We start from the raw sequence: 23020 nt of genomic DNA on the forward strand, positions 1-23020 counted from the left end.
ATTATTCCTTTAACTCCGCTACTGTGTCGATAAAGAGGTCGCCACGTACTTCAAAGTTAGCATACATATCCCAGCTGGCATTGGCTGGACTAAGAAGAACCACGTCTCCTTGAGTCGCAAGCTCGTAGGCCTTGCGAGTCGCATCTGCAATATCAGTCGCATCCACATAGGCCACACCAGCCTTATCTGCAGCCCGTTTGACACGTTCTGCAGACTGACCCAGGATGACCATCTTCTTGAGTCCAGTAATGTCTGGAACCAATTCGTCAAACTCATTGCCACGGTCCAAACCACCTGCAATCAAAATGACCTTGCTATTGTCAAATCCTGACAAGGCTTTTTGAGTAGCCAAGATATTGGTTGACTTGCTATCATTATAGAATTTGACACCCTTGATTTCATCCACAAATTGGAGACGGTGTTTGACACCACCAAATGCTGAAAGAGTTTCTTTGATGATCTGGTTATCCACACCACGAAGCTTGGCTACGGCAATCGTCGCAAGGGCATTTTCCACATTGTGGCTACCTGGAACTCCGATTTCATTCGCTGCCATGACCACTTCCCCACGGAAGTAGAGCTGACCATCTTCCAAATAAGCTCCATCAACCTTTTCCTGTGTTGAGAATGGTACAACAGTAGCTTGTGTTTTGCTAGCCAGTTCTTTTGCCAAGTCTTGGTTAAAGTTCAAGACAAGGAAATCAGCCGCTGTCATCTTGTTCTGGATATTCCACTTGGCTGCTACATATTCCTCAAATGAACCATGATAATCGATATGAGTTGGCATGAGGTTGGTAATAACCGCAATCTCAGGATGGAATTCTTGAACACCCATCAGTTGGAAAGAAGAAAGTTCCATGACAAGCGTATCCTTATCTGTCGCAGTTTGGGCCACTTGACTAGCTGGATAGCCGATATTTCCTGATAAGAGACCATGTTGTCCAGCAGCAGTCAAAACTTCCCCAATCATGGTCGTTGTGGTTGTTTTACCATTTGATCCTGTGATACCAACAATCGGTGCTTCAGAAATCAAGTAAGCCAATTCTACCTCAGTCAAGACTGGAATTCCCTTTGCCAAAGCCTTTTCAATCATGGGATTGCTGTAGGGAATACCTGGATTTTTCACCATAAGGGCAAACTCTTCATCCAAGAGTTCCAAAGGATGGCCACCTGTAATGACCTTGATCCCTTCTTCCAGCAAACTTTGCGCAGCTGGATTGTCCTCAAATGGTTTTCCGTCATTTACTGTCACAATGGCACCTAGCTTGTCCAACAAACGAGCTGCAGATTCACCAGACTTGGCCAAACCTAAAACTAGGACTTTCTTATTTTTAAATTGATCTATTACTTTCATGTCTCGAACTCCATTTCTACTCTTACTATTTTACCATTTTTATGGAAATAAAAAAGCCACAAAGTGTGTTTGTGACTCTTTCTTCTAACTGATACTCTTCGAAAATCAAATTCAAACCACGTCAGCTTCGCCTTGCCGTATATATGGTTACTGACTTCGTCAGTTTCATCTACAACCTCAAAGCAGTGCTTTGAGCAGCCTGCGGCTAGCTTCCTAGTTTGCTTTTTGATTTTCATTGAGTATGAATCTTGCCATATCATCTATGTGCTAAATCGGTAACTCGAATAACTTGGTCCACTTGTTCCCAAATCAGAGGATTGTGGGTCGCAATAATAATAGTTCGATTCGGATTTTTTAGAGATTCTAGGATAGAAAGTAATTCCTCAGAGTTTTTGGGGTCTAAGGAAGCGGTTGGTTCATCTGCAAGAATCAAAGGTGGATCCTTTAAAATTATCTTCGCTAATGCAACACGTTGTGCTTCTCCTCCTGATAATTCAAATATAGGTTGCTTCAAATCCAAATAAGAGAGGTTTACACGGTTTAGAGCTTGTTTCATCAAAGAGATTTTCTCTTTTTCCTTCAACTTTTTACCAACTAAACCCAGATTGAGATTCTCTTTGACGGTTTGGCTTTCAATTAAGCCAAAATCTTGAAATAAGTATCCCAAGTAATCTCTAAAGAAAACAGAAGGCTTGATGTCTTTAAGAGAGGTGCCATCATAGATGATTTGCCCTTTGTCATATGGCTCTAATCGTCCAATCATATTCAAGAGTGTTGTCTTACCGCAGCCACTTGTACCGATTAAGGCATAAATTTTCCCACCTTCAAAATGAAGATTCGTATCTGAAAATAGCTGACGGCTTCCAAATTTTTTAGATATATTCTTTAGTTCAATCATCCTATTTTCCTTTCATAATTGTCATAGAAACACGAGATTCTTTATGAGCTTGACGGTAAAGCGTCAAAACTGCACTAGCTAGAAAGACTAATAAAGTGAGCAAGCCAATCACCAAGTCTCGACTGCTTAAAATAAAGAAACTAGCACCAAATACAAAACTGGCAAATTGGCTAACCATATACTGAGCATGTGTTTCAAAAAATCGTAAACCTGAAATTCGTTTAATCAAGATATCTCGGCGGAATTGCTCGAAATATAGAAGATTGACAGAATAAAAGAGTAACAAGGAACTAGCTATCCCAACAATAGCTCCTAAGATTAAAGTTGCTGTTTCAGTTTGAACTTCATTATAACGAGTTAAATAAACACTTCTTCCTTCTTTAAGATAGGATACTTGCTCATAAATTCCAGCTTCCTTCAAGAGAGCTAGCCCACTCTCATATCCTTTGATAAAGAGTTGTTTTCCAGCATTGATAGACCAACTAGATTTAGAAATGATACTATCACCTGTAGATGTTGGAGTAAATACAACTAAAATCGGATCGGTTAAGTACTGAATAGATACTGGACTTTCACCGTTATTATAAACAAATCGTTTTTCTCCTGTTGGAAGATAGCTAACAATCGCTCTCATTTCATACTCTAAAGGAGCGTCTTTATCCTCGTTTGATTTTCCGTAATAGTTCAAACGTTCTTCAAAAACTTTCTTAAGTTCTGCTTCCTGTGAACGAAGAAATTCTGGTAATAAGAGTCCAAATTCACCTTTTTGAAGATGGGCTAGTTTCTGTCTAGTCTCACCATTTACAGCCACATTTTCCTTGTCTAAATAACTTGGACTGACATAGAGAACATTAGCATCTGGACTATAGGTATCCAGTGTCTCTCCCTGTTCATTTTTTCCTTGAGGATTTGCAAAATGAATGAGATTATCTTTTACAAATAGAGCCTGTTCTTTTTCAACTGCTTCTTTGGAAAATTCATACCACTTATTCAGATTTTCTGTATCTTTTCCTCTATCACCTAAACCAAAAGAAATTTGATAATAATCTGCTCTATCCTTCCATGCTTGTTTTGAAATTTCAAGTTCTTTCAATCGTTGGTAAGACGTCAAACCTGTCTTAACAGCGTAGCCTACTGTAAAAACAGCTACTAACTGACACAATAGGGTTAAAGCCATCAAGCGTTTAAGGGGTAATCTTCCCTTAATAACGGGAACTAATGCTTTATAACTCAAACTCATTAGATAAAGGAGCATTAGTAAAATTGAAATCGCCAATAAAAACAACAGATAGAAACTAATCCCAAAACCATAGGTGGCTAACAAGATAGGATAAAACAAACCTTGACTAAAAAGAACGACTCCCCCACCTAGGAAGGAAAGGAGGGCTGATAGAAGGAGCCATTTGATATCAGTAGATAAAGAATGCCCCATGATGGATAAGAGAGTCTGACCAGAAAAGAGTTTTATACCTGCTGCTCTCATTTCCTTAATCCGAGTAATAATCACTAAAGCAAAGAAAGATAAGCCAAATATTGCTAAACTAATTAAAATAAGGGGAATTAGTAACATCCTAAAAGCAAGAGAATAGGGCGGTGTCTTTCGGTCAGGAATTGCTTTATAACCCAAATCTCCTAATTTATCGGCTAGCTTTTCTTTCGTCAAGGAGCCTGACAAAAGGAGATAACTATTTAGCGGATCACTACGTTCACGACTTTCTTGGCTAGCTTCTTGGAATTCTTTTGGTAAAGTTCCCTGACCATAAGTTGCATAAGTAAAGTGAGTCGTCCCATCCTTACTCGGCTCTACGATTCTTCTAGCTATTAAACTCTGTTCTGAGTTTACAAAATTCTCTAATTCCTTTTCAAATACCTCACGCGTCGGTTCCTGAGTATCCTTTTTGACACGAAGTAAGGAGACGGAATCATAGCTTGCATATAAATATTGTGGCGCACGTAAGACAATAATCCAAGCAAGGAAGAAGCTGAGAAAAAAAGTTGATAATAATATGAATAGTTTCTTCATAGTAGACTCCTTGTATAAGAGAATAACTCTATAGAAAGAAATTTTACATTTTATAAATTCTTAGAATTATTTTCCTAGTTTAATCCATTACACCCTGAGCACCAAGACAACAATACTCTTCAAAAATCTCTTCAAACCGCGTCAACGTCGCCTTGGATTATATATGTGACTGACTTCGTCAGTCTTATCTACAACCTCAAAGCAGTGCTTTGAGCAACCTGCGGCTAGTTTCCTAGTTTGCTCTTTGATTTTCATTGAGTATAAATTTAATCCTTCCTCGTTTTGAAAACGATTTCTTATAACTTAAGTATATCACTTTCTATATAATCTGTCAACATATTTTACCAAAATATTATTAGTAATAGAATTTTATAGTTCCCTTAAAAATAGATGTCATTAACGAATTTTATTCCAGTTTTTCCCATTCATATTATCCAAGCAAAAGAGATGATGTTATAGTAAAAAAACAATTCAAACTATTGTAAAATTCCTACCAAAAAAAGAGAGCCAAAACTCTCTTTTTTATCTTCTTTTACCTTTTTTGACTGGCATAAGTGTGATGTCTCTCACACTAAAGTAAGCTAGGATTAACATGGCTATTGCTAGGAATATTTCTGTTGGTAATTGAAAGATTTTCAGAAAAGATAGAGCCAACAAAACCAAGAGTGCCACTAAAATACATACCATAGCGACGATATTGACTGTCCCTTTAATGCTTTCTGGTGTCGCAAATACATAGAGTAGAAGCAATAAAATTCCTAGGACTAAATAAACCATCTTTCTCTCTTTCTAGCTCTTATTCAGCTGATTTTTTCTTCTTGTTAGCTTTCTCACGCTCTGCCTTGTTAAGGATTTGTTTACGCAAACGGATAGACTCAGGCGTTACTTCCATGTACTCATCGTCGTTCAAGAACTCAAGAGACTCTTCAAGGGTCAAGATACGAGGTGTCTTGATAACAGCTGTTTGGTCCTTAGTAGCTGAACGGACGTTGGTCATTTGTTTCGCCTTCGTGATGTTAACTGTCAAGTCGTTCTCTCGAGAGTTTTCACCGATGATCATTCCTTCGTAAACCTCAGTACCTGGGTTGACAAAGATTGTACCACGTTCCTCGATAGACATGATTGAGTAAGTTGTAGCCTTACCAGCATCGATAGAAACAAGGGCACCACGGTGACGACCACCAATTTCACCTGGAATCAATGGTAAGTATTGGTCAAAGGTATGGTTCATGATACCGTAACCACGAGTCATTGACAAGAACTCAGTTGAGTATCCAATCAAACCACGCGCTGGAACAAGGAAGACCAAACGAGTTTGACCATTACCAGTTGAAATCATATCCAACATTTCACCCTTACGTTCAGAAAGGCTTTGGATAACAGACCCTTGGTATTCTTCTGGAGTGTCGATTTGAACACGTTCAAATGGTTCGCATTTAACACCATCGATTTCTTTTACGATAACCTCTGGACGAGATACTTGAAGTTCATATCCCTCACGACGCATTGTTTCGATAAGGATTGACAAGTGCAATTCTCCACGTCCTGAAACAGTCCACTTATCTGGTGAATCAGTTGGGTCAACACGAAGGGAAACGTCTGTTTGTAATTCGGCCTGCAAGCGTTCTTCCACCTTACGAGAAGTCACCCATTTACCTTCTTTACCAGCAAATGGTGAGTTGTTGACCAAGAAAGTCATTTGAAGAGTTGGCTCATCGATGTGTAGGATTGGAAGAGCTTCAATTGCGTCTGTCGGAGTGATGGTTTCACCGACAAAGATATCTTCCATACCAGAAACGGCAATCAAGTCACCCGCTTTAGCTTCTTGGATTTCACGACGTTCCAAACCAAAGAAACCGAAGAGTTTTGTAACACGGAAGTTTTTAGTTGTGCCGTCAAGTTTAGAAAGGGTAACTTGGTCCCCAACCTTAACTGTACCACGGAAGACACGACCGATACCGATACGACCAACGAAGTCATTGTAGTCCAAAAGTGACACTTGGAACTGCAAAGGCTCATCTGAGTTGTCTACTGGAGCTGGGATATGGTCGATAATTGTGTCAAAGATTGGTGCCATAGTAGCTTCTTGGTCAGCTGGATCATCTGACAATGAAGAAGTTCCGTTGATAGCTGAAGCATACACCACTGGGAAGTCAAGCTGGTCGTCATCTGCACCAAGCTCGATGAAAAGTTCCAAGACTTCGTCCACTACTTCTGCTGGACGAGCTGATGGTTTATCGATTTTGTTAACAACCACGATTGGCACAAGGTCTTGTTCCAAGGCTTTTTTCAATACGAAACGAGTCTGTGGCATTGTTCCTTCGTAGGCATCTACGACCAAAACAACACCGTCAACCATTTTCATGATACGCTCAACTTCTCCACCGAAGTCCGCGTGTCCTGGTGTGTCCATGATGTTGATACGAGTTCCGTTGTAGGCAACGGCTGTATTTTTAGCAAGGATGGTAATTCCACGCTCTTTTTCGATATCGTTTGAGTCCATAGCACGCTCAGCCAATTCAGTACGTGCATCAAGCGTTTCTGATTGTTTCAATAATTCATCAACGAGGGTTGTTTTACCGTGGTCAACGTGGGCGATAATCGCAATGTTACGGATATCTTCTCTTAATTTTGTCATGATTTCCTCTATAATATTCAAAATTTATTTTCTAACTGAACGATTATACCATAATTTCAGGTAAATAACATAATTCAAGCAAGTGTAAATGTTTTCACTCTGCTTTTCTTTTCACGTCAAGCCTTTTCAAAGCAAGCGACTTATGATAAGATAGGCACAGTATGCGTTTAGATAATTTATTAGCCCAAGAAAAAGTTAGCCGAAAGGCCATGAAGCAAGCCTTACTCAAAGGGGATATTCTCGTCGATGGTTGCCCAGCCCGCTCCCTAGCCCAAAATATCGATACAGGACTACAAGAACTCCTCTTTCGGGGCCGAATCATTCAAGGCTATGAGCACACCTATCTGATGCTTCATAAGCCTGCTGGTTTCGTTACAGCCAACAAAGACAGGGAACTTCCGACCGTCATGGACCTCCTTCCGCCTGACATCCAGTCTGACAAGCTCTATGCCGTCGGCCGACTGGACCGTGATACGACAGGACTCCTCCTCTTGACTGACAACGGTCCCTTGGGCTTTCAGCTCCTCCATCCCCAATATCATGTCGATAAAACTTATCAAGTTGAAGTTAATGGACTTCTAACACCTGACCATATCCAAGCATTTCAAAAAGGAATTGTCTTTTTAGATGGTACTGTCTGTAAACCTGCAAGACTAGAGATTCTATCTGCAAGTCCTTCCCTCAGTCAAGCCTCCATCACTATCTCAGAAGGGAAATTTCATCAGGTAAAAAAAATGTTCCTCTCAGTTGGTGTCAAGGTAACCTCCCTCAAACGCACCCAATTTGGCACTTGGAGTTTGGATGATAATCTTCAAGAGGGAGACTATCGCCCCCTCAACTCAAAAGAGCTGACAAGCATTCGTGAATTTCTCAGAAAAAGTGGTTAAAAAATGAGCTCGGAAACATCCAAGCTCGTTTTCTTATTTCTCAACTTTGACTTTCCCTTTCCAAGAATCCAAGCCATAAGAAAGGATATAAATCTCAGAAAAACCTTGTTTTTTCAAGTAAAGGGCTGCATTTGTCACACGTTGCGCACGTTGGTTTTCGTAAAGAAGGACAGGTTTATCCTTACGAAGGGCTGCAAGACTAGTCTTCAACTGACTTGAAGGAATATTGCGGGCCCCAAGGATATGTTTTCTGTGGAATTCTGCTGGGTCACGCAAATCAATCAATTGACCCGTACGAATCAAGGCTTCAAATTCTTCATTATCTATGATTTTAGCCGCACGGCGAATACGAAGATAGTTAAAGCCCATCCACGCCAACATTGCTAGTATAAGTGCCCACAAAATCCAAGTAACCATTAGTTCTTTTCTCCATTTTTCTCAATATAATCCAATTCTACCTTGTGCTCTCTGCGAAGAACCGCTTCCGCTTCCAGATAGTCTAATTTGTCCATCAACCCTGCATCGTAAATTCGAGAGAGCTCCAACTTCATCAGTTCAATATCATATAAGCGTTTTCCCATGTAAACAATAATACCAAATCGTTTGAGGAATTGCTGCACATCATAGAATGTTTTCATAAGACTCATTTTAGCAAAATTTTGTGTTTTTTTCAAGAAGAGACTCACACAATGCTCCTGATTTTCCTATCTTCTTTGGCGATTCTGACGCAAGTGTGGTACAATAAAAACATGAGAATTCAACAATTACACTATATTATCAAAATCGTCGAAACTGGCTCCATGAATGAGGCAGCCAAGCAACTCTTTATCACTCAGCCGAGTCTTTCCAATGCTGTGAGAGATTTGGAAAATGAAATGGGCATTGAAATCTTTATTCGTAATCCTAAGGGAATCACCTTGACCCGTGATGGGATGGAGTTTCTCTCTTATGCCCGTCAGGTTGTCGAGCAGACCCAGCTTCTGGAGGAACGCTATAAAAATCCTGTCGCCCACCGTGAACTCTTTAGCGTTTCGTCTCAACACTATGCCTTTGTGGTAAACGCTTTCGTCTCTCTGCTCAAGAAAAGCGATATGGAGAAATACGAGCTTTTCCTTCGTGAAACTCGTACTTGGGAGATTATCGACGACGTCAAGAACTTCCGCAGTGAGGTCGGTGTTCTCTTTTTGAACAGCTACAACCGTGATGTTTTAACAAAAATGCTGGATGACAATCACCTGCTGGCTCATCATCTCTTTACCGCCCAACCGCATATCTTTGTCAGTAAGACCAATCCTCTGGCAAAAAAAGACAAGGTCAAACTATCTGATTTAGAAAACTTCCCTTATCTCAGCTATGACCAAGGGACGCACAACTCCTTCTACTTTTCAGAAGAGATTCTTTCCCAAGAACACCACAAGAAATCCATCGTAGTCAGCGACCGTGCTACCCTCTTTAATCTCTTGATTGGTCTGGACGGTTATACCATTGCGACAGGGATTTTGAACAGCAATCTCAACGGAGACAATATCGTTTCTATCCCACTGGATATTGATGATCCAATTGAACTGGTCTATATCCAGCATGAGAAAACCAGCCTATCTAAGATGGGCGAACGCTTTATCGACTATCTCCTAGAAGAAGTCCAGTTTGATAGTTGATACTCTTCGAAAATCAAATTCAAACCACGTCAGCGTCGCCTCACCGTACTCAAGTACAGCCTGCGGCTAGCTTCCTAGTTTGCTCTTTGATTTTCATTGAGTATGAGAATCACTCTAAATCGAATAACCTAAAAACCTCAAGAACCAGTTTTCAACCCTAGTTCTTGAGGTTTTTTCTATAATAAATCAAGAGTATTTTATAAAATCTTATTTTTTAAACAAAAATATAGCAAGGATTAAAACAAGGACAAGTCCAGCTCCCACAACCAGTCCAAATACTGGAATGTTTTCAAATAGGTTGTCTTCTGTCTTTGTCTCCTCACTAGTTTCTTGAGTTGATTCTGCCACCGTATCACCTTGTTTCGCCACGTCTTGTTCTGCTTTTTTCTCTATTTTCTTAGGACCATAATTTGGATTTACAAAAGTTGCGAGCATGGTGGGCTTAGAATAGTCTTCCTCTCCTTCTTTGACTAACCATGACGCATTATATAAATTCCGTCCTTCCAATACCATCCCAAAATCAATTCGCTCACCAGGAGACAAAACTGCTCCTAAACCTACACTAAAAAAGAAAGCTTCTCCGTCATTGTTCTCTTTTAAGACAATAAATCCATTATCACTCACTTTTTTCAGTCGAGATAATTTTCCTCTAATATCTCCATCTTTAAAGGTTCCAGTGTAGCTTCCATCTTCTCCTAAAATGAGTGATGAAGCTCTACCAGGTCTAGTACCATTATTAGGTTCTTTATTAATCCAAGTACCTACTAATTCGGATGGGAGAGGAATTTCATCTCCAATTTTGGCATCGACAAGAGACTTAGGCATAGGAGGATTCGGATCCATATTATCTCCGATGATTGGGAGATTTAGAGAAGTATATTCAATAGTTGAGGTGTCTATTTTTGACTTTCCAGAAAAATCAATACCAAATCCCTCTTTTTCCTTCATATCAAATTCGACATTTTGAACAAGCTCCGCTTCTTTGTTCTCTTTTGAGAGTTGATAAAGTTTTGTTACTCCTTGTCCAGAACCTGAAGTCCATTCACTGATAGCAACACTTCCATCACCAAAAAGGCTAATAGATGTTCGACCTATGCTTTGAACCTCTGAGGTACTTTCAATCAGTTTTGTTGGTGTGTGATCATTTAAATAATAGACCGCATACAAACTCCAATTTCTATCATAAGAGCGACCAATTAATAACTCATCTGTCCCATTTTTATCAATATCGACTAGCGCATAACCTATTTGGTATCTAACTTTGTCCGATAAATTTTTGCTCTCCCACTTCTCAGTAATTTGTGGCAATAGTTGGTTGTAGTCAGTGCTGTCAGCTTGGGCTGAATTCACTAGTGAAAATAAGCCTATTATAAAAGAAAGCACCACCATTAGTTTATTTAGTAATTTCAAACGATTCTCCATATTTTTATAATCTCTCATATTCTAGCATCATTCTCTCAATATCGACTTTATCTATTGTCGATAAATCAGTCACGTTATCACGTGATACTCTAATTGATAAATTCTTAATGATTTTTTCATTGATATTTCTAATCCAGCGACCATTACTACAATCATTGATTTTGTTATACAAAGATTCAATAGTTTGAGTATAATAGTCCACATCAATAAAGTATCCTTGATTTTTTAATCCTAATAAACCAATTTGAATAATTTCATCCGCTGTATAATCTTCAAAATCAAAAGTGTTTGGAATTCGGCTTGGTAGTCCTGAATTTACTGAGAGAAACTCTTCCATTTCCTTTGTATATCCAGCAAAAATAATGACAATATCTCTTCTATGATCTTCCATAAATTTAAGAATCTCATCAATTGCTTCTTTACCAAATCGATCTTCATTAGAATTTGATAGCGTGTATGCTTCATCAATGAACAAAACTCCTCCTAAAGCAGATTTCAATACTTCCTGCGTCTTGATAGCCGTTTGCCCTACATACCCAGCTACTAAATCACTACGAGATACCTCTATGAATTTATTTTGAGGAATAATTCCCTTTTGATACAGAATTTTTCCTACGATACGCGCTACAGTGGTTTTACCAGTCCCTGGATTTCCCAAGAATAACGAATGTAGTGAGAACTCGCTCACAGCAGCACCTTGTTCTTCTCTCTTCTTATTCAGCTCTGCTAATGAAATAAATTGTTCAACCTGTTTTTTAACTTTCTCTATTCCTATCAAGTTTTGTAATTGTTCCAAAGCATCTTTTTGATTTTCTTCTGGTTGTTGGGTGCCTTGAAGAAGGACATCATCTATATCTTCATTGATAATTGTCACATAGTCATCAACCTGCGTCTCAACAACACGATTGGCTAAAGCTCTCATTAAGTGTTCATTAAAATTACGAATCCATCGTCCATTACTATGATCTAACGAGCGACTATAGGCCTGCTTGACTCTCATAGCATAATAAGCTTCGTCTTCAAGTTGATACGAAGATTTCTGAAGATTTTTCAATCCCATTTCGACAATTTCATCACCAGAATAGTCCTCAAAGAAGAATATATTTGGTACACGCGACTTTAATCCAGGATTTGTTTCAAAAAACTGTTCCATTTCTTTAGTGTACCCCGCAAATATAATCATAATTTCATTGCGGTAATCTTCCATATACTTTAGAATCGTGTTTATAGCTTCTAATCCAAAATTATGTTGAGATGATTTTCCTTTATTTAAAGTATATGCTTCATCAATAAAAAGAATACCACCTTTAGCCTTTTCCAATATTGCTTGCGTTTGTACTGCTGTCTCACCAATATGAGTTGCAATAAGATCCGACTCAGAAACCTCAATAAATTTAAATTCATCTCCTGGGAGGACACCTCTGTCAAATAGAACTCTACCTAACAATCTTGCTACTGTTGTCTTCCCTGTACCAGGATTTCCTGTAAAAACAGAATGTAGAGATTGTTCTTGAATTGGAAGGCCTTCTGATAATCTTTTTTGATTGAATTCGACTGTTCTTAGTAATTTTTGAACTTCTTTTTTTACATTATTTAAACCAATCAAGCTATACAATTCTTCCTCATAATTGCGTTCGATAGTCTCACTGATTTCCTCTTGTAGTTCTGAATTTGTACTCTCTTCATTCAAAATTTTACAGCTATCATCTGAAATATCCCATATTATACCATTCGTATCTTCAAATTCTTTAAGAATAGTATCTGCAATTAGGTATGAACTATCTGAAAGTCGAATATTTGGGGTAATATTACGATTTAATTTTATTGTATTTGCTATTAAGACAGAAGATCCACAATAAATATCAACTTTCTCCTCGTTCTCCCCTTTGATATCAACATAGTCACTAACTCTACAAAATGAATTTGATTCTAACATAAGAGATTCCCTAATGACCGTTTTCTCTATACAGACTCGACTACTAATTGCCCTTATTGATGTCAAAGAATCTCCAGTTGATTCAAGACTAGAGCTATTTTTTAAAAAAACAGCTGCTTGATACAACGGTTGAGTGACTTCTGTATTTTGTAATTTTGCAGTCGAACGGCTTAAAAAAACAGCGGGGTAACCTTGTTCAGCGTTCCCCCCTTTTAAGGCAGTATTTATGGAAGTTACTGATGAATCTTTTATATTTAATATATTAGAAACCCAATTCTCCATCACTGTATCTTCAATTTGAATAGATGAGCCCTTATCTGCATTCAATTTTATATTTAACTCTGCACGCTTTAGCTCTAAGCTAGAATTACTAACTTTAATTGATGTTGTACTGTAAGAACAATTATATAATTGATTGCCTGCATTTTCGATTGACAATTTCGACTTACCTTCAACCAATATGAAAAATTGTTTATTTTCTAATTGTTCATTAAAGTATACAGTATTTAGAACGACAGTTGAATTACCCTTTATCACTAGAGCAAAACGGTGGTCATCTACTTGAAACCAAATATTTTCAAACTGAACTGTAACGCCGTTCATAATTCTCAGAGTCGCTGCTATAGTATTGTGATAAAGCGTTCCTCCACCTTCGGTCCCAGAAATTTGTCCAACTATTTTGATACTTTTTTCTATCTTATAATGTCTTCCTGCTGGTAGTTCAAGCATAAAACCTTCTTCAAATGCAAGAATATCCCCATCTTTAGCCTTCGAATAAGCATCTCCAAAAGACCATGAACTAAAACTTGTTCCTACTCTATATGTTGTCATTTTTCTATTATCTTTCTAAACCATGAAAAATCTAAATAAAATGACTTATAGATATCATTTCATTTAGATTTTATCATTTATTAATCTATCTATCAATTTTATGCAATATTTAAGTTTTTATTTAACTGACTAAAACATTCTTCTGATTGAATCTTCCACAGAATGCTCAATACCTCTAAAAATTTGCCCAGTAACTTTAAAAGTAGAGAATAAAACTTTTCCTAAAACTTTGAAAAATCCAATACTAATTCTAAGTAAGATTGATAGCATTTTTTCCAAAATATTCCCAGCCTTTTCTACCCTTTCTTGAGTTAATAAATCAGACACTTTTCTTTTTTGCGAAGACATTTCTTGACTTCTATGAACACTCGATATTGGACTTTCAGAGTCCAATTCACTCCCCTGTACTTCAGGAACTGAATTTACTTTTTGCATTGAAGGCATTTTTACTGATTCATTTTGACTCTTTTTTTTGGAGGATGTTGACGATTATATTTAATAGCAAAAATCCAACCATAAAAGATGGTAAAATACCATGATGCAAATAAAGCTACTATCCCAAGACTAATACATACAACCCTAATTCCAAACTGGATAGCAAACATATTACCAAGTGCGTCAAGTGCACGATCAATTGCTCTATCATATACTGGTTCAATGGATGTAGGATATCCACGATAATCATAATAGATTCTATGATGTAAATAAATATCCCCTTTATCCATTTCTTCTCTATAGGCTGCACCTATTTGCTTAAACATTAAACTGAAGAAAAATCCTTTTGGGATAATATTTGAGACTACCTTAAAAATGTAAGAAAATACATACGGATACAATAGAATATTGATAATTGCCAAAATTATAGTTAACACAATATTCAACATTACAGAAAATTGACTTTGCGAATGAGTAACGTGGAATTTTTCATACTCAGCAATTTCTGAAAAGAATTTTACAGTATTGTAATAGGTGATAGCACCTATTACACCTACACCTAAAAAATTAATTGGATTTAAATAATACCAAAATGGAAAGCGAAATAAAATTTTTTTCATTTTAACCTAAAACCTTTCTTATCACTATATAATGCAGAATTTCTACTAGTACATCCATCCCAACTACAACTGAAAGAAAGTTATTTAATGAATCTGTTTACTAGTAGTCCTATCACCTTTTATAATCATAATCGCCGCAAAAATATTTATCAAAACACAGATAAAATATAGAATAGCTCCGTAACCTAATTGTGATCTACCAACTATTTCATTCAAGAATGTAAAATGAATAAACAAACTAAATGCACTTAATAAAATAATGACAAGTGACTGAATAATTGCTATCACTCTTCTATTTACTATAAATAAAGATAATAATAAAGTGATTACAAATGCACCGTACCAAACAATAAATACCATAAATCGGGAAGGCGCATTTAGATAATCAACTACGTACTCACTTACCGGAGCTAGTGATTGATTACCTGATGAAACAACAGGCAATAAGAAAGTAATTAGGCCAACCAAGCTGGCTAGAGTTATTAATTTTTTAAATTTCATTCATATTCTCCCTATATACAATTTCCTACCCCAGTAACTTTTAATACTCTTCGAAAATCAAATTCAAACTACGTCAGCGTCGCCTTGCCGTACTCAAGTACAGCCTGCTGCTAGCTTCCTAGTTTGCTCTTTGATTTTCATTGAGTATAAGGTACTGAGGTAAGCTTTTAACGTGTAGTCTATTTTACTCGGTTAAAGGTTTGATCTGGCAAGTTCCTTATCTTTTAACATATATTTTGTTTTTCCTAAATCTCTTCCTTTAGTGTCTGTGATTGTCAATTCTTTCTTTTTTTTATCAATTTTCACTAGTCTTTTTTCTTTGTCTCCGTCTGAATCTTCAGAGATGACGGTCCCAGAATTTCCTTTAATAACCATGACTAAATGATCACGTTTTGTTAAAATTTCATAAGTTCCATCTAATGGATCACTGGTTAATTTACGAACTCCAAAGAACAGAACAAGAAAGATAGCTAGGCTTATTCCGATAGATTGTAGAGGTTTTGTTTCAAATAATTTTTAATTTTTTCAATCGAACCATCCATATCTAGATTTTCGATTTGTTTTCCAGCTTTATCTACAAAACTTGATACCTCTTTTTTGATTGCTTCTACTCTATTAGGCTTCTCTGTCACTACTTCATGAATTGATTCTTCCATTCTTTCCGTAGTCTCTTCGACTTTTTCTACAGTCACTTCTTCATTCGTTTGGTTTTCATGTTTTTCCATTATTTTCTCCCAGTTTAAAATAAGTTTTATCTACACTATAGATTTATTTTCTTATTTCATCCACTTGCCTGAGCCATCTACTTGGTAGCCATCTGGTGTACGTTCGTTGACTGCCATCTTACCATTTGACTTGAGGTAGTAGTCACCTACCCATGTATTGCGAGCATAGCTTCCTTCTGATGTTAGGTAATAGTATGATTGGTAACTATTATCATAGATCCACTCACTCTTAGCCATTTTACCATCTGATTTGAGGTAGTAACTTCCAGCCCAAGCATTACGTGCATAGCTACCCTCTGCTGTCAAGTAATAGTATGATTGATAGTTATTGTCATAAATCCACTCGCTCTTAGCCATGTAGCCGCCTGACTTGAGGTAGTAACTTCCAGACCAAGCATTTTGAACAAAGTTACCTGAAGCATTTAGGTAGAAGTATGAATTGTACTGAACATCAAAAATCCATTGATTGACTACTTTCACACCAGCTTTGTAGTAAGAAGAACCTGACCAGCCAGTCTGACCTGAGTTAGAGTTAGTGGTTTGTTTTGGAGTTTCAGTAGCTTTTGGTGTTTCTGAATTTTTTATAGGTACATATTCTTTGTTTGATACTTTAAAGACTTCTGACCGACCAAAATATCGTTTTCCAAAGTCATCTTGACTATAAACATCAATATGATATCTTCCATCTTCAGCATATAGTAACCAAACATGTTCTTGACTTCTAGTTTGATTCCCAAAACTATTAAAGTAATAACTAGCTACAATAGCTCCTGTATCTTCATTAACTAGATCGTAATACAATGATGTTTTATCATTAGTAGAAGAATTTCTTTGAATATCTACCAGCACACTTGCTGAATAAAACGGGTTCCCAGTAGTGGGTATCAAGGTGATTTTCAAGGGATTTTGAGTATCCTTAACACTCATATCTGTTAAGGCATGAACCTCTGTCGGTTTAGAAGCCATAAGACCCACTGATAACAACGAACCTGCTAATAAAGAACTAACTAATATTTTTTTATTTTTCATGATTTCATTTTCCTTTTCTTTTTTCCTTATCCTATCCACTCACCGTTGGCATTGACCATATAGCCATCTGGTGTAGTGGTGTTAACTGCTAGAGCTCCTGAACTGTAGGCATAGTACCATTTACCAGAAACTGTAAACCAGCCTGTTGTCATAGCACCTGACTGGTCAAGATAATACCATGAGCCATTTTCTTTAACCCAGCCTGTAGCCAGTGAACCTGAGTTGTTCAAATAGTACCATGTACCGTTGTCTTTTACCCAGCCTGTAGCCATTGAGCCTGAGTTGTTCAAGTAATACCATGTGCCACCAGTCTTGACCCATCCAGTTTGCATCCAACCTGCGTGGTCAAAGTAATACCAAGTACCCTTGATTTGTTCCCAGCCGTTGGTTGTATATGAACCGTCAGCATGTTTGTACCACCAGCGACCAGCTGACTCAATCCAGTTACCAGCTTGTGAAGTTTTTGAAACCTCTACTTTCTTGATTTCTGTATCTGCTTTCTTATCCGCTTGTTTCCCTGCAAGATACTCCAGATACCAATCTGATAAATTGTAGTAGTCCTTTCTTTCAGCCTTGACTAACTTATCAAACTCTTCTTGGATTTCAGCTAATTTAGCTTGTTCAGCTTGCAATTTAGCTGTAACGGCGTCCAATTTATCTTGTGCCAATTTTGCAGTAGATTTTGCTTGAGTTAGTTTTGTTTCTAAATCAGCTACTTTTGCTTGCGCATCTGCAAGATTCTTATCTGCGTTTAGATAAGCACTCAATTCTGTCGCAATTGCTTTCGCATCTGAAACCAATTTGTCTTTTTCTTCATGTAGTTTTGCTTGTTCAGCTTGAAGTGCAGTCAACTTGTTTTCTTCTGCTTGCAATTTTGCTTGCGCACTTGTAAGAGCAGTTTCAGCATCTTTTTGAGCAGTTTTAGCTGTAGCTAGTTCAGCTTTAGCTGTTTCAAGAGCAGTTTGTTTTTCTGCTTGGCTTCTTGAGAAGTTTTCAACAGCTTTTTCAGCGTTTGCTTTACGAGTTTGAGCATTTGTCAAAGCAAGATTTGCTAATTGCAAGTTCTTTTCAGCAACTTCTGTTTGAAGTGGTGTTGCTGATTTGCTTGCCAATTCTTTTTCAGCTTCTGTTTTAGCTTCAAGTGCAGAAGCATATTTGCGTGAAGCTTCTGCCAATTCTGCTTTAGCGTTTGCAAGAGCAGTTTGAGCTTGGCTGTTTTGTTTTTGTGCTTCAGCTAGTTTTGCTTCGAGTTGGGCAAGGTCTTGGTTGAGATTGATTTTGTGTTGACCATCGCTACCAAATGAGTTAACGAACCAACGTTTACCATTGATGTTAGCGACTGTCATGGCAACACCACCACCGTTTAGGTTGTTAGCAGCGTGTCCCCAATTTGATTCATCATCTAAGAATGAATAGCTCTTGAAAGCACGCAATGCTGCATTTTTCAAATCTTGCATTGTGGAAATATCGTCACTAGCATAGATGAATGCCATATTTTCATTACCAACATTATCTTTAATGTGACCAGCAACAGCAGGGTCAGTTCCACGAGCTTCATATGCTTTAGCTTTTTGTTTACTATGCTCAAGAGTATCTTGTGCAGCATAAGCTCTATATGTTGTTGGATAATTCATGTTTTCTTGTAAAGCATTTACTAATTTAGCATAGAAATCACTAACTTCAGCAATTTCAGCATCTGTTAAATGGTCAATATCGACTTTACGGTTGGCATCGTTTTTATTGAAGTCAACTGTGAGAGCGTTATGCATTTTTGCTCCCATTGTCAACATTAGTTCATCAGCTTTACCTTTATTTTTATAACGATTACGGATATAATAGCTTGAAGCATCTTTAAATGTAATATCGTTTTTATCAAGACCATAGTAAGCTTTTTCTTCATCTGTCAAATGGTGAACTGGATTTCCCATTTTGATGACTGCTTCACCAGAGCGAGCTTTTTGTGCATCCAATGCAGTTTGAGCTTCTTTTTCTTTAGACGCTGTAGCATCTGCTTTTGTTTGGATAGAATCCACTTTATTTTGGTCGGCGTCCATCATTTCTTTAGCTAATTTCAATGCATCATTTTTGACATTCACATTGTTTTCAGCTTGTTTGATGGCATCTGCGCGGTTGCTATCTGCTTTCTTAGCGGTTTCGACAGCTGTTGTTGCGCTTGAGATATTCGCATTTGCTTGTTCAATATCTTTTTCAGCTTGGGCAAATGAGGCTTTAGCTTCGCCAAGTCCTGAACCATTTAGTGCGTCTTCAGCTGATTTTACATTAGCTTCTTTAGCGGTTACTGTTTTATCAGCTTCAGCTTTCTTACTTGTTGCGCTTGCAACGTTAGCTGTTTCAGTTGCTACAGTCTCAGTTTGCGCTTTAATCGCTTCAGTAGACGCTTCAGTTGCTTTTTGATTGGCTTCTTGAGCTTTTACGTTGGCGTCTTGTTTAGCTTTTGTAGCTGTGATATTTTCTTCTGTAGCATTGGCTTTAACAGCTTCCGCTGACTTCAAGTCCTCTTTAGCGCTTGTTAAAGCAGTTTCAGTAGTTGTAACAGCTTGGTTAGCAGAAGTAGCTTCAGCTTTTGCTGTTTGGCTTTCAGCTTCAACTTGCTTAACAGTAGACGCTTGAGCATCAAGAGCAGGTTTGACATCAGAAGATTTCTTCACTTCTGGTTTTGTATCAGCTACAGGTTTAGAAACAAGAGCTGGTTCGTTTACAGCAGTTGCATCAACTGCTGTTGTAGTAGTTGCTTCCTGAGCAAATGCAGTTCCACCAACAGACGCAAGCGCAATAGCTGTTGAGGTTGTGAGGGTTTTCAGTTTCTTCATCATTTTCTCCTTTGATGGCTGATAGAATAGGATTGAGTGATAAGTCAATCCTTGTTATACTAGTATAACAAGCCGGCTTTATTGGCTATTCTTTCCCTTATCATACCATAATAGATATTTATTTTTTTCGTCATTTAAACTATAGTTTCAATATAATTTTTAAAATAAAAAATTAGCATAGAATTCTAATGTTTTGTAACTATAGTTTACTTTTCCAAGTATTTTCTTTAAAATTTTGTATAATAGTCTTAGAAGAATTTTAAAGTAGTTGGCTTATCTAAACTAGAATTGAAACAGGTAGTAGGTGCGTAAATCCTAGAAAAATGCTATAATTATTTTATGGAAGAGTTCAACTTTAATAAGGAGTTTAGCAGTACAAAAATTTGGTATCACGGAACAACATCTACTCAAGTTGCTTCTTTGAAAGATGGAATAGATGTCTATCATAGTAAACGTAACTGTGATTTTGGTATCGGATTTTATGTGACATCTAAGCTTGGCCAAGCAATTAAATGGGCTCAGCGGAAAACAAAAGATGAAATTCCTTTTAATCCGAATGTAAAATCGGTTGTTCTAAGTTATCAATTTCAAGAACTTGATAATTCTGAAACTAAAATTTTTGAAATTGACAAAGAATACTTTCAGTTTGTTTATAAAAATAGATTGGAGTTAGATGCTAAGTCTGGAATTAATATTCATCATTTTTCAGCAGTATTTGGTCCAGTTCTTGATGGTCAAGTTACACGATTGAAAGAAACTTTAGATAATTATTTCCAAGGGTTGAATACCTTAGAACAAACTGCTAAAATTCTTTTGGGAAAATATCAGGATGATACTCAATTGTGTATATGTAGTCAACAAATTGCAGATAAACTAACCCTAGTTAAGGAGGAAACGATATGATTTTGTCAAATGAAAAACAAACTCTCAGAGCTGAAGTAGAACAGTTTTTAAGGAATAATTATCATATTGCTCCTGATACTGTTTCTCCTGTTACAAATGTCGTATTGGAAAACTGGTTTGAAGAGTTAGATAATGGAGGTTCTCATTTAACCGCAGACCTTATAGCTGATAATATCGTAGATATTGCCCACCGTTACTCAGTGCATTAATAAGTCATTTGAGTTTGGTTCATCAAATATTCTCAAAAACTATTCATGACCACATTAGGAATAAATTTCTCATAGTGAGAGGTGTTAACTCTACTATAAGGAATTTATTCCTTTTTGTGTTTATACAGCTTATTAGACTCTACCTACCTATCTATTTTTTTGCAAACTAATACTCTTCGAAAATCAAATTCAAACCACGTCAGCGTCGCCTTACCGTACTCAAGTACAGCTTGCGGCTAGCTTCCTAGTTTGCTCTTTGATTTTCATTGAGTATAAACTATAGTTTCAATCTTGTTCACAAAAATAAAAAATAGCATAGAATTCTAATATTTTGTAACTATAGTTTTCTTTCTCCATTTTTTTCTCTAAATTTTTGTATAATAGTCTTAGAAGTATATAAGGAGACTATTTATGGAAAACCTATATCCATTTGGAACTACATTTAAGTACCTACGCGAAGCACGAGGATTAACTCTCAAGGAAGCCACCTCAGATATCGTATCACCACAGTTCCTTAGTCAATTTGAAAAAGGAGACAAAGGAATTTCACTTGAAAACTTTGCCAAACTGTTAATTGTTATCGGAGTTGAATGGAATGATTTTGTTCTCGCCTATGCAAATAAAGGTGGAGATTGTTTAGAATTACCTGCTATTGAATTTGGCAAGCATGTGGTCCATGAAGAAGATATCCTCACTTATATTGAAGAATACGAAAAATTATTTGATGTCTACCTAAAAGACAATCCACTTCAAGCAGAAATGATTTTTAAATCTATTAAATTAAGACATTATCCAACCATATCAAAGAGTCCAGAAACTGTTGCCAGAATTCAAAACATTATCAATCATTTAATGAAATCGGATGTCTTTAATAGTATCGAACTTGAAATTTATCGCGTCATTGTCAATCATTGTCCGATGGAACTCATTGACCATATGGCCAAACAATTACTACTCATGTACAAAGAAAGTGCCAATACTGACACCTACATCCGTATTTTAAATGCTCTCACTTTCTCCGCAAAATACTTCTCAGAGCTGGGATACTATCAAAAGGCTGATGAGATTATTAAAAAAATTAAATCACTTCAGACCTTCGAACGAGGCTATCTAGCTATTCCACTCATGTTCCTAGAAGTTGAACATGTTTACAATCAATTTAGATGGAATAAACCTGAGGCTATTCCCCTAGCCAAAAATCTATTTAATTATCTTCAAAGCGCAAAATTTATTGATCAGCAGTACTACTCTAATTTTATCAACGCCTTCACCTATCATTGCCATGCATTAAATAAGACTGGTATTGATTTATTCTAATCGTCAAAAAAGTTGCTCCATTTTAGGAACAACTTTTTTATTTATAATTAAAAGTTTCCCCTGCCAACTTATCAGCTAGCTTGGGAAAGAGGGTATAAAACTTATGGGCTAGGTTCAACAAAACTGGGAGATTGAGTTCTCGTTTGTTTTTCCCCATAATCTTGACAATCTTTTTAGCCACTGCATCTGGTTCCAGCAGGAAGCGATCAACCGACTTGAGATAGGTGCCATCTGGGTCCGCTTGGTCAAAAAATCCTGTACGGATTGGCCCTGGATTGACTGTCGTTACGTAAACACCATGAGACATGAGTTCGAGACGCAGAGCATTTGAAAAACCAATAGCCGCAAACTTGGTCGCAGAGTAGAGACTAGACTTGCCAGTAGCGATCAAACCTGCCATGCTAACAATATTGATGATATGGCCTTTTCGACTTTCCTTCATTCGAGCCGCAAGGCGACGAGATAGATTCATTAGGGCAAAGGTATTGACCTCAAACATCTGATGAATATCTTGGTCGGAAATCTGGTCAAATTCCTCAAAAATCCCGTAACCAGCGTTGTTTATCAAAACATCAATCTTGCCATAGCGGAGATAGAGGTCTGCTACCAGAGTTTCTAAGGCTGAATCATCGGTAATATCGATTTCAATCCATTCTGCATGGGGGTGCTTCCCGTAGAGTTGAGCTAATTTTTCCTTATTTCTACCAAGCAAGATGAGTTGGTCATTGGGCAGGAGTTTGACCATTTCTTGGGCTAGACCACCGCTAGCTCCTGTAATGAGAATAGTAGGCATACTGTTCCTT

Annotated in this window: 23 protein-coding genes; 5 read left to right on the forward strand and 18 right to left on the reverse strand. The window is 37.3% G+C overall.

The window, feature by feature from the left end:
- Position 1 precedes the first annotated feature (1 nt).
- The 6 genes from murD to typA form a co-directional block, all read right to left on the reverse strand.
- Positions 2–1354, reverse strand: a complete 1353-nt coding sequence (gene murD, locus SMIDD28_RS01020) for a UDP-N-acetylmuramoyl-L-alanine--D-glutamate ligase (protein WP_061424034.1) — start codon at positions 1352–1354, stop codon at positions 2–4.
- A complete protein-coding gene (locus tag SMIDD28_RS11960) occupies positions 1351–1590 on the reverse strand; it encodes a hypothetical protein (protein WP_081103194.1) in 240 nt (79 codons plus the stop codon). Before SMIDD28_RS11960 ends, murD begins: the two co-directional genes overlap by 4 nt.
- Before the next feature lie 20 nt (positions 1591–1610).
- Complete coding sequence (locus tag SMIDD28_RS01030) at positions 1611–2252, reverse strand: ABC transporter ATP-binding protein (RefSeq protein WP_061424036.1); 642 nt, start codon at positions 2250–2252, stop codon at positions 1611–1613.
- Between the two features lies 1 nt (position 2253).
- Positions 2254–4275 (reverse strand): bacteriocin-associated integral membrane family protein, encoded by a 2022-nt coding sequence (locus tag SMIDD28_RS01035; RefSeq protein ID WP_061424038.1) that lies wholly within the window; start codon positions 4273–4275, stop codon positions 2254–2256.
- A gap of 522 nt (positions 4276–4797) precedes the next feature.
- Positions 4798–5052 carry a DUF3165 family protein gene (locus SMIDD28_RS01040; RefSeq protein WP_050306033.1) on the reverse strand — a complete coding sequence of 85 codons (255 nt, stop codon included), beginning with the start codon at positions 5050–5052 and terminating at the stop codon, positions 4798–4800.
- A 19-nt stretch (positions 5053–5071) separates the two neighbouring features.
- The gene (gene typA, locus SMIDD28_RS01045) at positions 5072–6913 is read right to left on the reverse strand and encodes a translational GTPase TypA (RefSeq protein ID WP_000164108.1); all 1842 of its coding nucleotides are present in this window, start codon (positions 6911–6913) and stop codon (positions 5072–5074) included.
- Positions 6914–7074: 161 nt separating this feature from the next.
- Here typA and SMIDD28_RS01050 point away from each other — a divergent pair, with 161 nt between their 5' ends.
- A complete protein-coding gene (locus SMIDD28_RS01050) occupies positions 7075–7800 on the forward strand; it encodes a 16S rRNA pseudouridine(516) synthase (protein WP_061424040.1) in 726 nt (241 codons plus the stop codon).
- 33 nt (positions 7801–7833) lie between these two features.
- On the opposite strand, the gene SMIDD28_RS01055 is transcribed toward SMIDD28_RS01050, so the two are convergent.
- Together SMIDD28_RS01055 and SMIDD28_RS01060 are read right to left on the reverse strand one after the other, a co-directional pair.
- Complete coding sequence (locus SMIDD28_RS01055; RefSeq protein ID WP_061424042.1) at positions 7834–8217, reverse strand: rhodanese-like domain-containing protein; 384 nt, start codon at positions 8215–8217, stop codon at positions 7834–7836.
- The gene (locus SMIDD28_RS01060; protein ID WP_061424044.1) at positions 8217–8486 is read right to left on the reverse strand and encodes a YqgQ family protein; all 270 of its coding nucleotides are present in this window, start codon (positions 8484–8486) and stop codon (positions 8217–8219) included. The genes SMIDD28_RS01055 and SMIDD28_RS01060 overlap by 1 nt, the downstream gene beginning before the upstream one ends.
- A 63-nt stretch (positions 8487–8549) precedes the next feature.
- Between SMIDD28_RS01060 and SMIDD28_RS01065 the strand changes: the two genes are divergently transcribed.
- A complete protein-coding gene (locus SMIDD28_RS01065; protein WP_001222592.1) occupies positions 8550–9458 on the forward strand; it encodes a LysR family transcriptional regulator in 909 nt (302 codons plus the stop codon).
- 207 nt (positions 9459–9665) lie between these two features.
- Here SMIDD28_RS01065 and SMIDD28_RS01070 read toward each other — a convergent pair whose 3' ends face one another.
- From SMIDD28_RS01070 to SMIDD28_RS12465, 9 genes are all read right to left on the reverse strand, one after another.
- Positions 9666–10868, reverse strand: coding sequence for a hypothetical protein (locus SMIDD28_RS01070; protein ID WP_231075094.1), 1203 nt, complete (start codon positions 10866–10868; stop codon positions 9666–9668).
- A gap of 16 nt (positions 10869–10884) precedes the next feature.
- Positions 10885–13647, reverse strand: coding sequence for an AAA family ATPase (locus SMIDD28_RS01075; RefSeq protein ID WP_061424048.1), 2763 nt, complete (start codon positions 13645–13647; stop codon positions 10885–10887).
- A 129-nt stretch (positions 13648–13776) separates the two neighbouring features.
- Positions 13777–14082 carry a hypothetical protein gene (locus SMIDD28_RS11965; RefSeq protein ID WP_231075096.1) on the reverse strand — a complete coding sequence of 102 codons (306 nt, stop codon included), beginning with the start codon at positions 14080–14082 and terminating at the stop codon, positions 13777–13779.
- Between the two features lie 11 nt (positions 14083–14093).
- On the reverse strand, positions 14094–14702 hold the full coding sequence (locus SMIDD28_RS11970; protein ID WP_231075097.1) for a hypothetical protein: 609 nt from the start codon (positions 14700–14702) through the stop codon (positions 14094–14096).
- An 84-nt stretch (positions 14703–14786) separates the two neighbouring features.
- A complete protein-coding gene (locus SMIDD28_RS01085; protein ID WP_061424050.1) occupies positions 14787–15203 on the reverse strand; it encodes a hypothetical protein in 417 nt (138 codons plus the stop codon).
- A 192-nt stretch (positions 15204–15395) separates the two neighbouring features.
- A complete protein-coding gene (locus SMIDD28_RS11975) occupies positions 15396–15578 on the reverse strand; it encodes a hypothetical protein (RefSeq protein ID WP_231075099.1) in 183 nt (60 codons plus the stop codon).
- A gap of 101 nt (positions 15579–15679) precedes the next feature.
- On the reverse strand, positions 15680–15928 hold the full coding sequence (locus tag SMIDD28_RS11980) for a hypothetical protein (RefSeq protein WP_231075101.1): 249 nt from the start codon (positions 15926–15928) through the stop codon (positions 15680–15682).
- Positions 15929–15979: 51 nt separating this feature from the next.
- Entirely contained in the window at positions 15980–16957 is a 978-nt protein-coding gene (locus SMIDD28_RS01095) for a PspC-like choline-binding domain-containing protein (protein WP_061424051.1), read from the reverse strand.
- 26 nt (positions 16958–16983) lie between these two features.
- Positions 16984–19788: an SEC10/PgrA surface exclusion domain-containing protein gene (locus tag SMIDD28_RS12465; RefSeq protein ID WP_061424053.1), complete on the reverse strand. Its 2805-nt coding sequence runs from the start codon at positions 19786–19788 to the stop codon at positions 16984–16986.
- Positions 19789–20127: 339 nt separating this feature from the next.
- On the opposite strand from SMIDD28_RS12465, the gene SMIDD28_RS01105 reads away from it, so the two are divergent.
- The 3 genes from SMIDD28_RS01105 (at position 20128) to SMIDD28_RS01115 (ending at position 22217) form a co-directional block, all read left to right on the forward strand.
- Positions 20128–20691, forward strand: coding sequence for a DUF3990 domain-containing protein (locus tag SMIDD28_RS01105; protein WP_061424055.1), 564 nt, complete (start codon positions 20128–20130; stop codon positions 20689–20691).
- Complete coding sequence (locus tag SMIDD28_RS01110) at positions 20688–20900, forward strand: hypothetical protein (protein ID WP_000603807.1); 213 nt, start codon at positions 20688–20690, stop codon at positions 20898–20900. The genes SMIDD28_RS01105 and SMIDD28_RS01110 overlap by 4 nt, the downstream gene beginning before the upstream one ends.
- A 411-nt stretch (positions 20901–21311) precedes the next feature.
- Entirely contained in the window at positions 21312–22217 is a 906-nt protein-coding gene (locus SMIDD28_RS01115; RefSeq protein WP_061424057.1) for a helix-turn-helix domain-containing protein, read from the forward strand.
- A 37-nt stretch (positions 22218–22254) separates the two neighbouring features.
- Here SMIDD28_RS01115 and SMIDD28_RS01120 read toward each other — a convergent pair whose 3' ends face one another.
- A complete protein-coding gene (locus tag SMIDD28_RS01120) occupies positions 22255–23010 on the reverse strand; it encodes an SDR family NAD(P)-dependent oxidoreductase (RefSeq protein WP_061424059.1) in 756 nt (251 codons plus the stop codon).
- Between the last annotated feature and the right edge of the window lie 10 nt (positions 23011–23020).

The sequence above is a fragment of the Streptococcus mitis genome (genome assembly GCF_001579045.1).
Taxonomy (GTDB): domain Bacteria; phylum Bacillota; class Bacilli; order Lactobacillales; family Streptococcaceae; genus Streptococcus; species Streptococcus mitis_D.

What these genes read in the sequence shown, in the direction of transcription:
- murD (WP_061424034.1), bottom strand. Translation starts at nt 1,354, where the DNA reads ATGAAAGTAATAGATCAATTTAAAAATAAGAAAGTCCTAGTTTTAGGT.
- SMIDD28_RS11960 (WP_081103194.1), bottom strand. Translation starts at nt 1,590, where the DNA reads ATGAAAATCAAAAAGCAAACTAGGAAGCTAGCCGCAGGCTGCTCAAAG.
- SMIDD28_RS01030 (WP_061424036.1), bottom strand. Translation starts at nt 2,252, where the DNA reads ATGATTGAACTAAAGAATATATCTAAAAAATTTGGAAGCCGTCAGCTA.
- SMIDD28_RS01035 (WP_061424038.1), bottom strand. Translation starts at nt 4,275, where the DNA reads ATGAAGAAACTATTCATATTATTATCAACTTTTTTTCTCAGCTTCTTC.
- SMIDD28_RS01040 (WP_050306033.1), bottom strand. Translation starts at nt 5,052, where the DNA reads ATGGTTTATTTAGTCCTAGGAATTTTATTGCTTCTACTCTATGTATTT.
- typA (WP_000164108.1), bottom strand. Translation starts at nt 6,913, where the DNA reads ATGACAAAATTAAGAGAAGATATCCGTAACATTGCGATTATCGCCCAC.
- SMIDD28_RS01050 (WP_061424040.1), top strand. Translation starts at nt 7,075, where the DNA reads ATGCGTTTAGATAATTTATTAGCCCAAGAAAAAGTTAGCCGAAAGGCC.
- SMIDD28_RS01055 (WP_061424042.1), bottom strand. Translation starts at nt 8,217, where the DNA reads ATGGTTACTTGGATTTTGTGGGCACTTATACTAGCAATGTTGGCGTGG.
- SMIDD28_RS01065 (WP_001222592.1), top strand. Translation starts at nt 8,550, where the DNA reads ATGAGAATTCAACAATTACACTATATTATCAAAATCGTCGAAACTGGC.
- SMIDD28_RS01075 (WP_061424048.1), bottom strand. Translation starts at nt 13,647, where the DNA reads ATGACAACATATAGAGTAGGAACAAGTTTTAGTTCATGGTCTTTTGGA.
- SMIDD28_RS11965 (WP_231075096.1), bottom strand. Translation starts at nt 14,082, where the DNA reads ATGCAAAAAGTAAATTCAGTTCCTGAAGTACAGGGGAGTGAATTGGAC.
- SMIDD28_RS11970 (WP_231075097.1), bottom strand. Translation starts at nt 14,702, where the DNA reads ATGAAAAAAATTTTATTTCGCTTTCCATTTTGGTATTATTTAAATCCA.
- SMIDD28_RS01085 (WP_061424050.1), bottom strand. Translation starts at nt 15,203, where the DNA reads ATGAAATTTAAAAAATTAATAACTCTAGCCAGCTTGGTTGGCCTAATT.
- SMIDD28_RS11975 (WP_231075099.1), bottom strand. Translation starts at nt 15,578, where the DNA reads ATGGTTATTAAAGGAAATTCTGGGACCGTCATCTCTGAAGATTCAGAC.
- SMIDD28_RS11980 (WP_231075101.1), bottom strand. Translation starts at nt 15,928, where the DNA reads ATGGAAAAACATGAAAACCAAACGAATGAAGAAGTGACTGTAGAAAAA.
- SMIDD28_RS01095 (WP_061424051.1), bottom strand. Translation starts at nt 16,957, where the DNA reads ATGAAAAATAAAAAAATATTAGTTAGTTCTTTATTAGCAGGTTCGTTG.
- SMIDD28_RS12465 (WP_061424053.1), bottom strand. Translation starts at nt 19,788, where the DNA reads ATGAAGAAACTGAAAACCCTCACAACCTCAACAGCTATTGCGCTTGCG.
- SMIDD28_RS01105 (WP_061424055.1), top strand. Translation starts at nt 20,128, where the DNA reads ATGGAAGAGTTCAACTTTAATAAGGAGTTTAGCAGTACAAAAATTTGG.
- SMIDD28_RS01110 (WP_000603807.1), top strand. Translation starts at nt 20,688, where the DNA reads ATGATTTTGTCAAATGAAAAACAAACTCTCAGAGCTGAAGTAGAACAG.
- SMIDD28_RS01115 (WP_061424057.1), top strand. Translation starts at nt 21,312, where the DNA reads ATGGAAAACCTATATCCATTTGGAACTACATTTAAGTACCTACGCGAA.
- SMIDD28_RS01120 (WP_061424059.1), bottom strand. Translation starts at nt 23,010, where the DNA reads ATGCCTACTATTCTCATTACAGGAGCTAGCGGTGGTCTAGCCCAAGAA.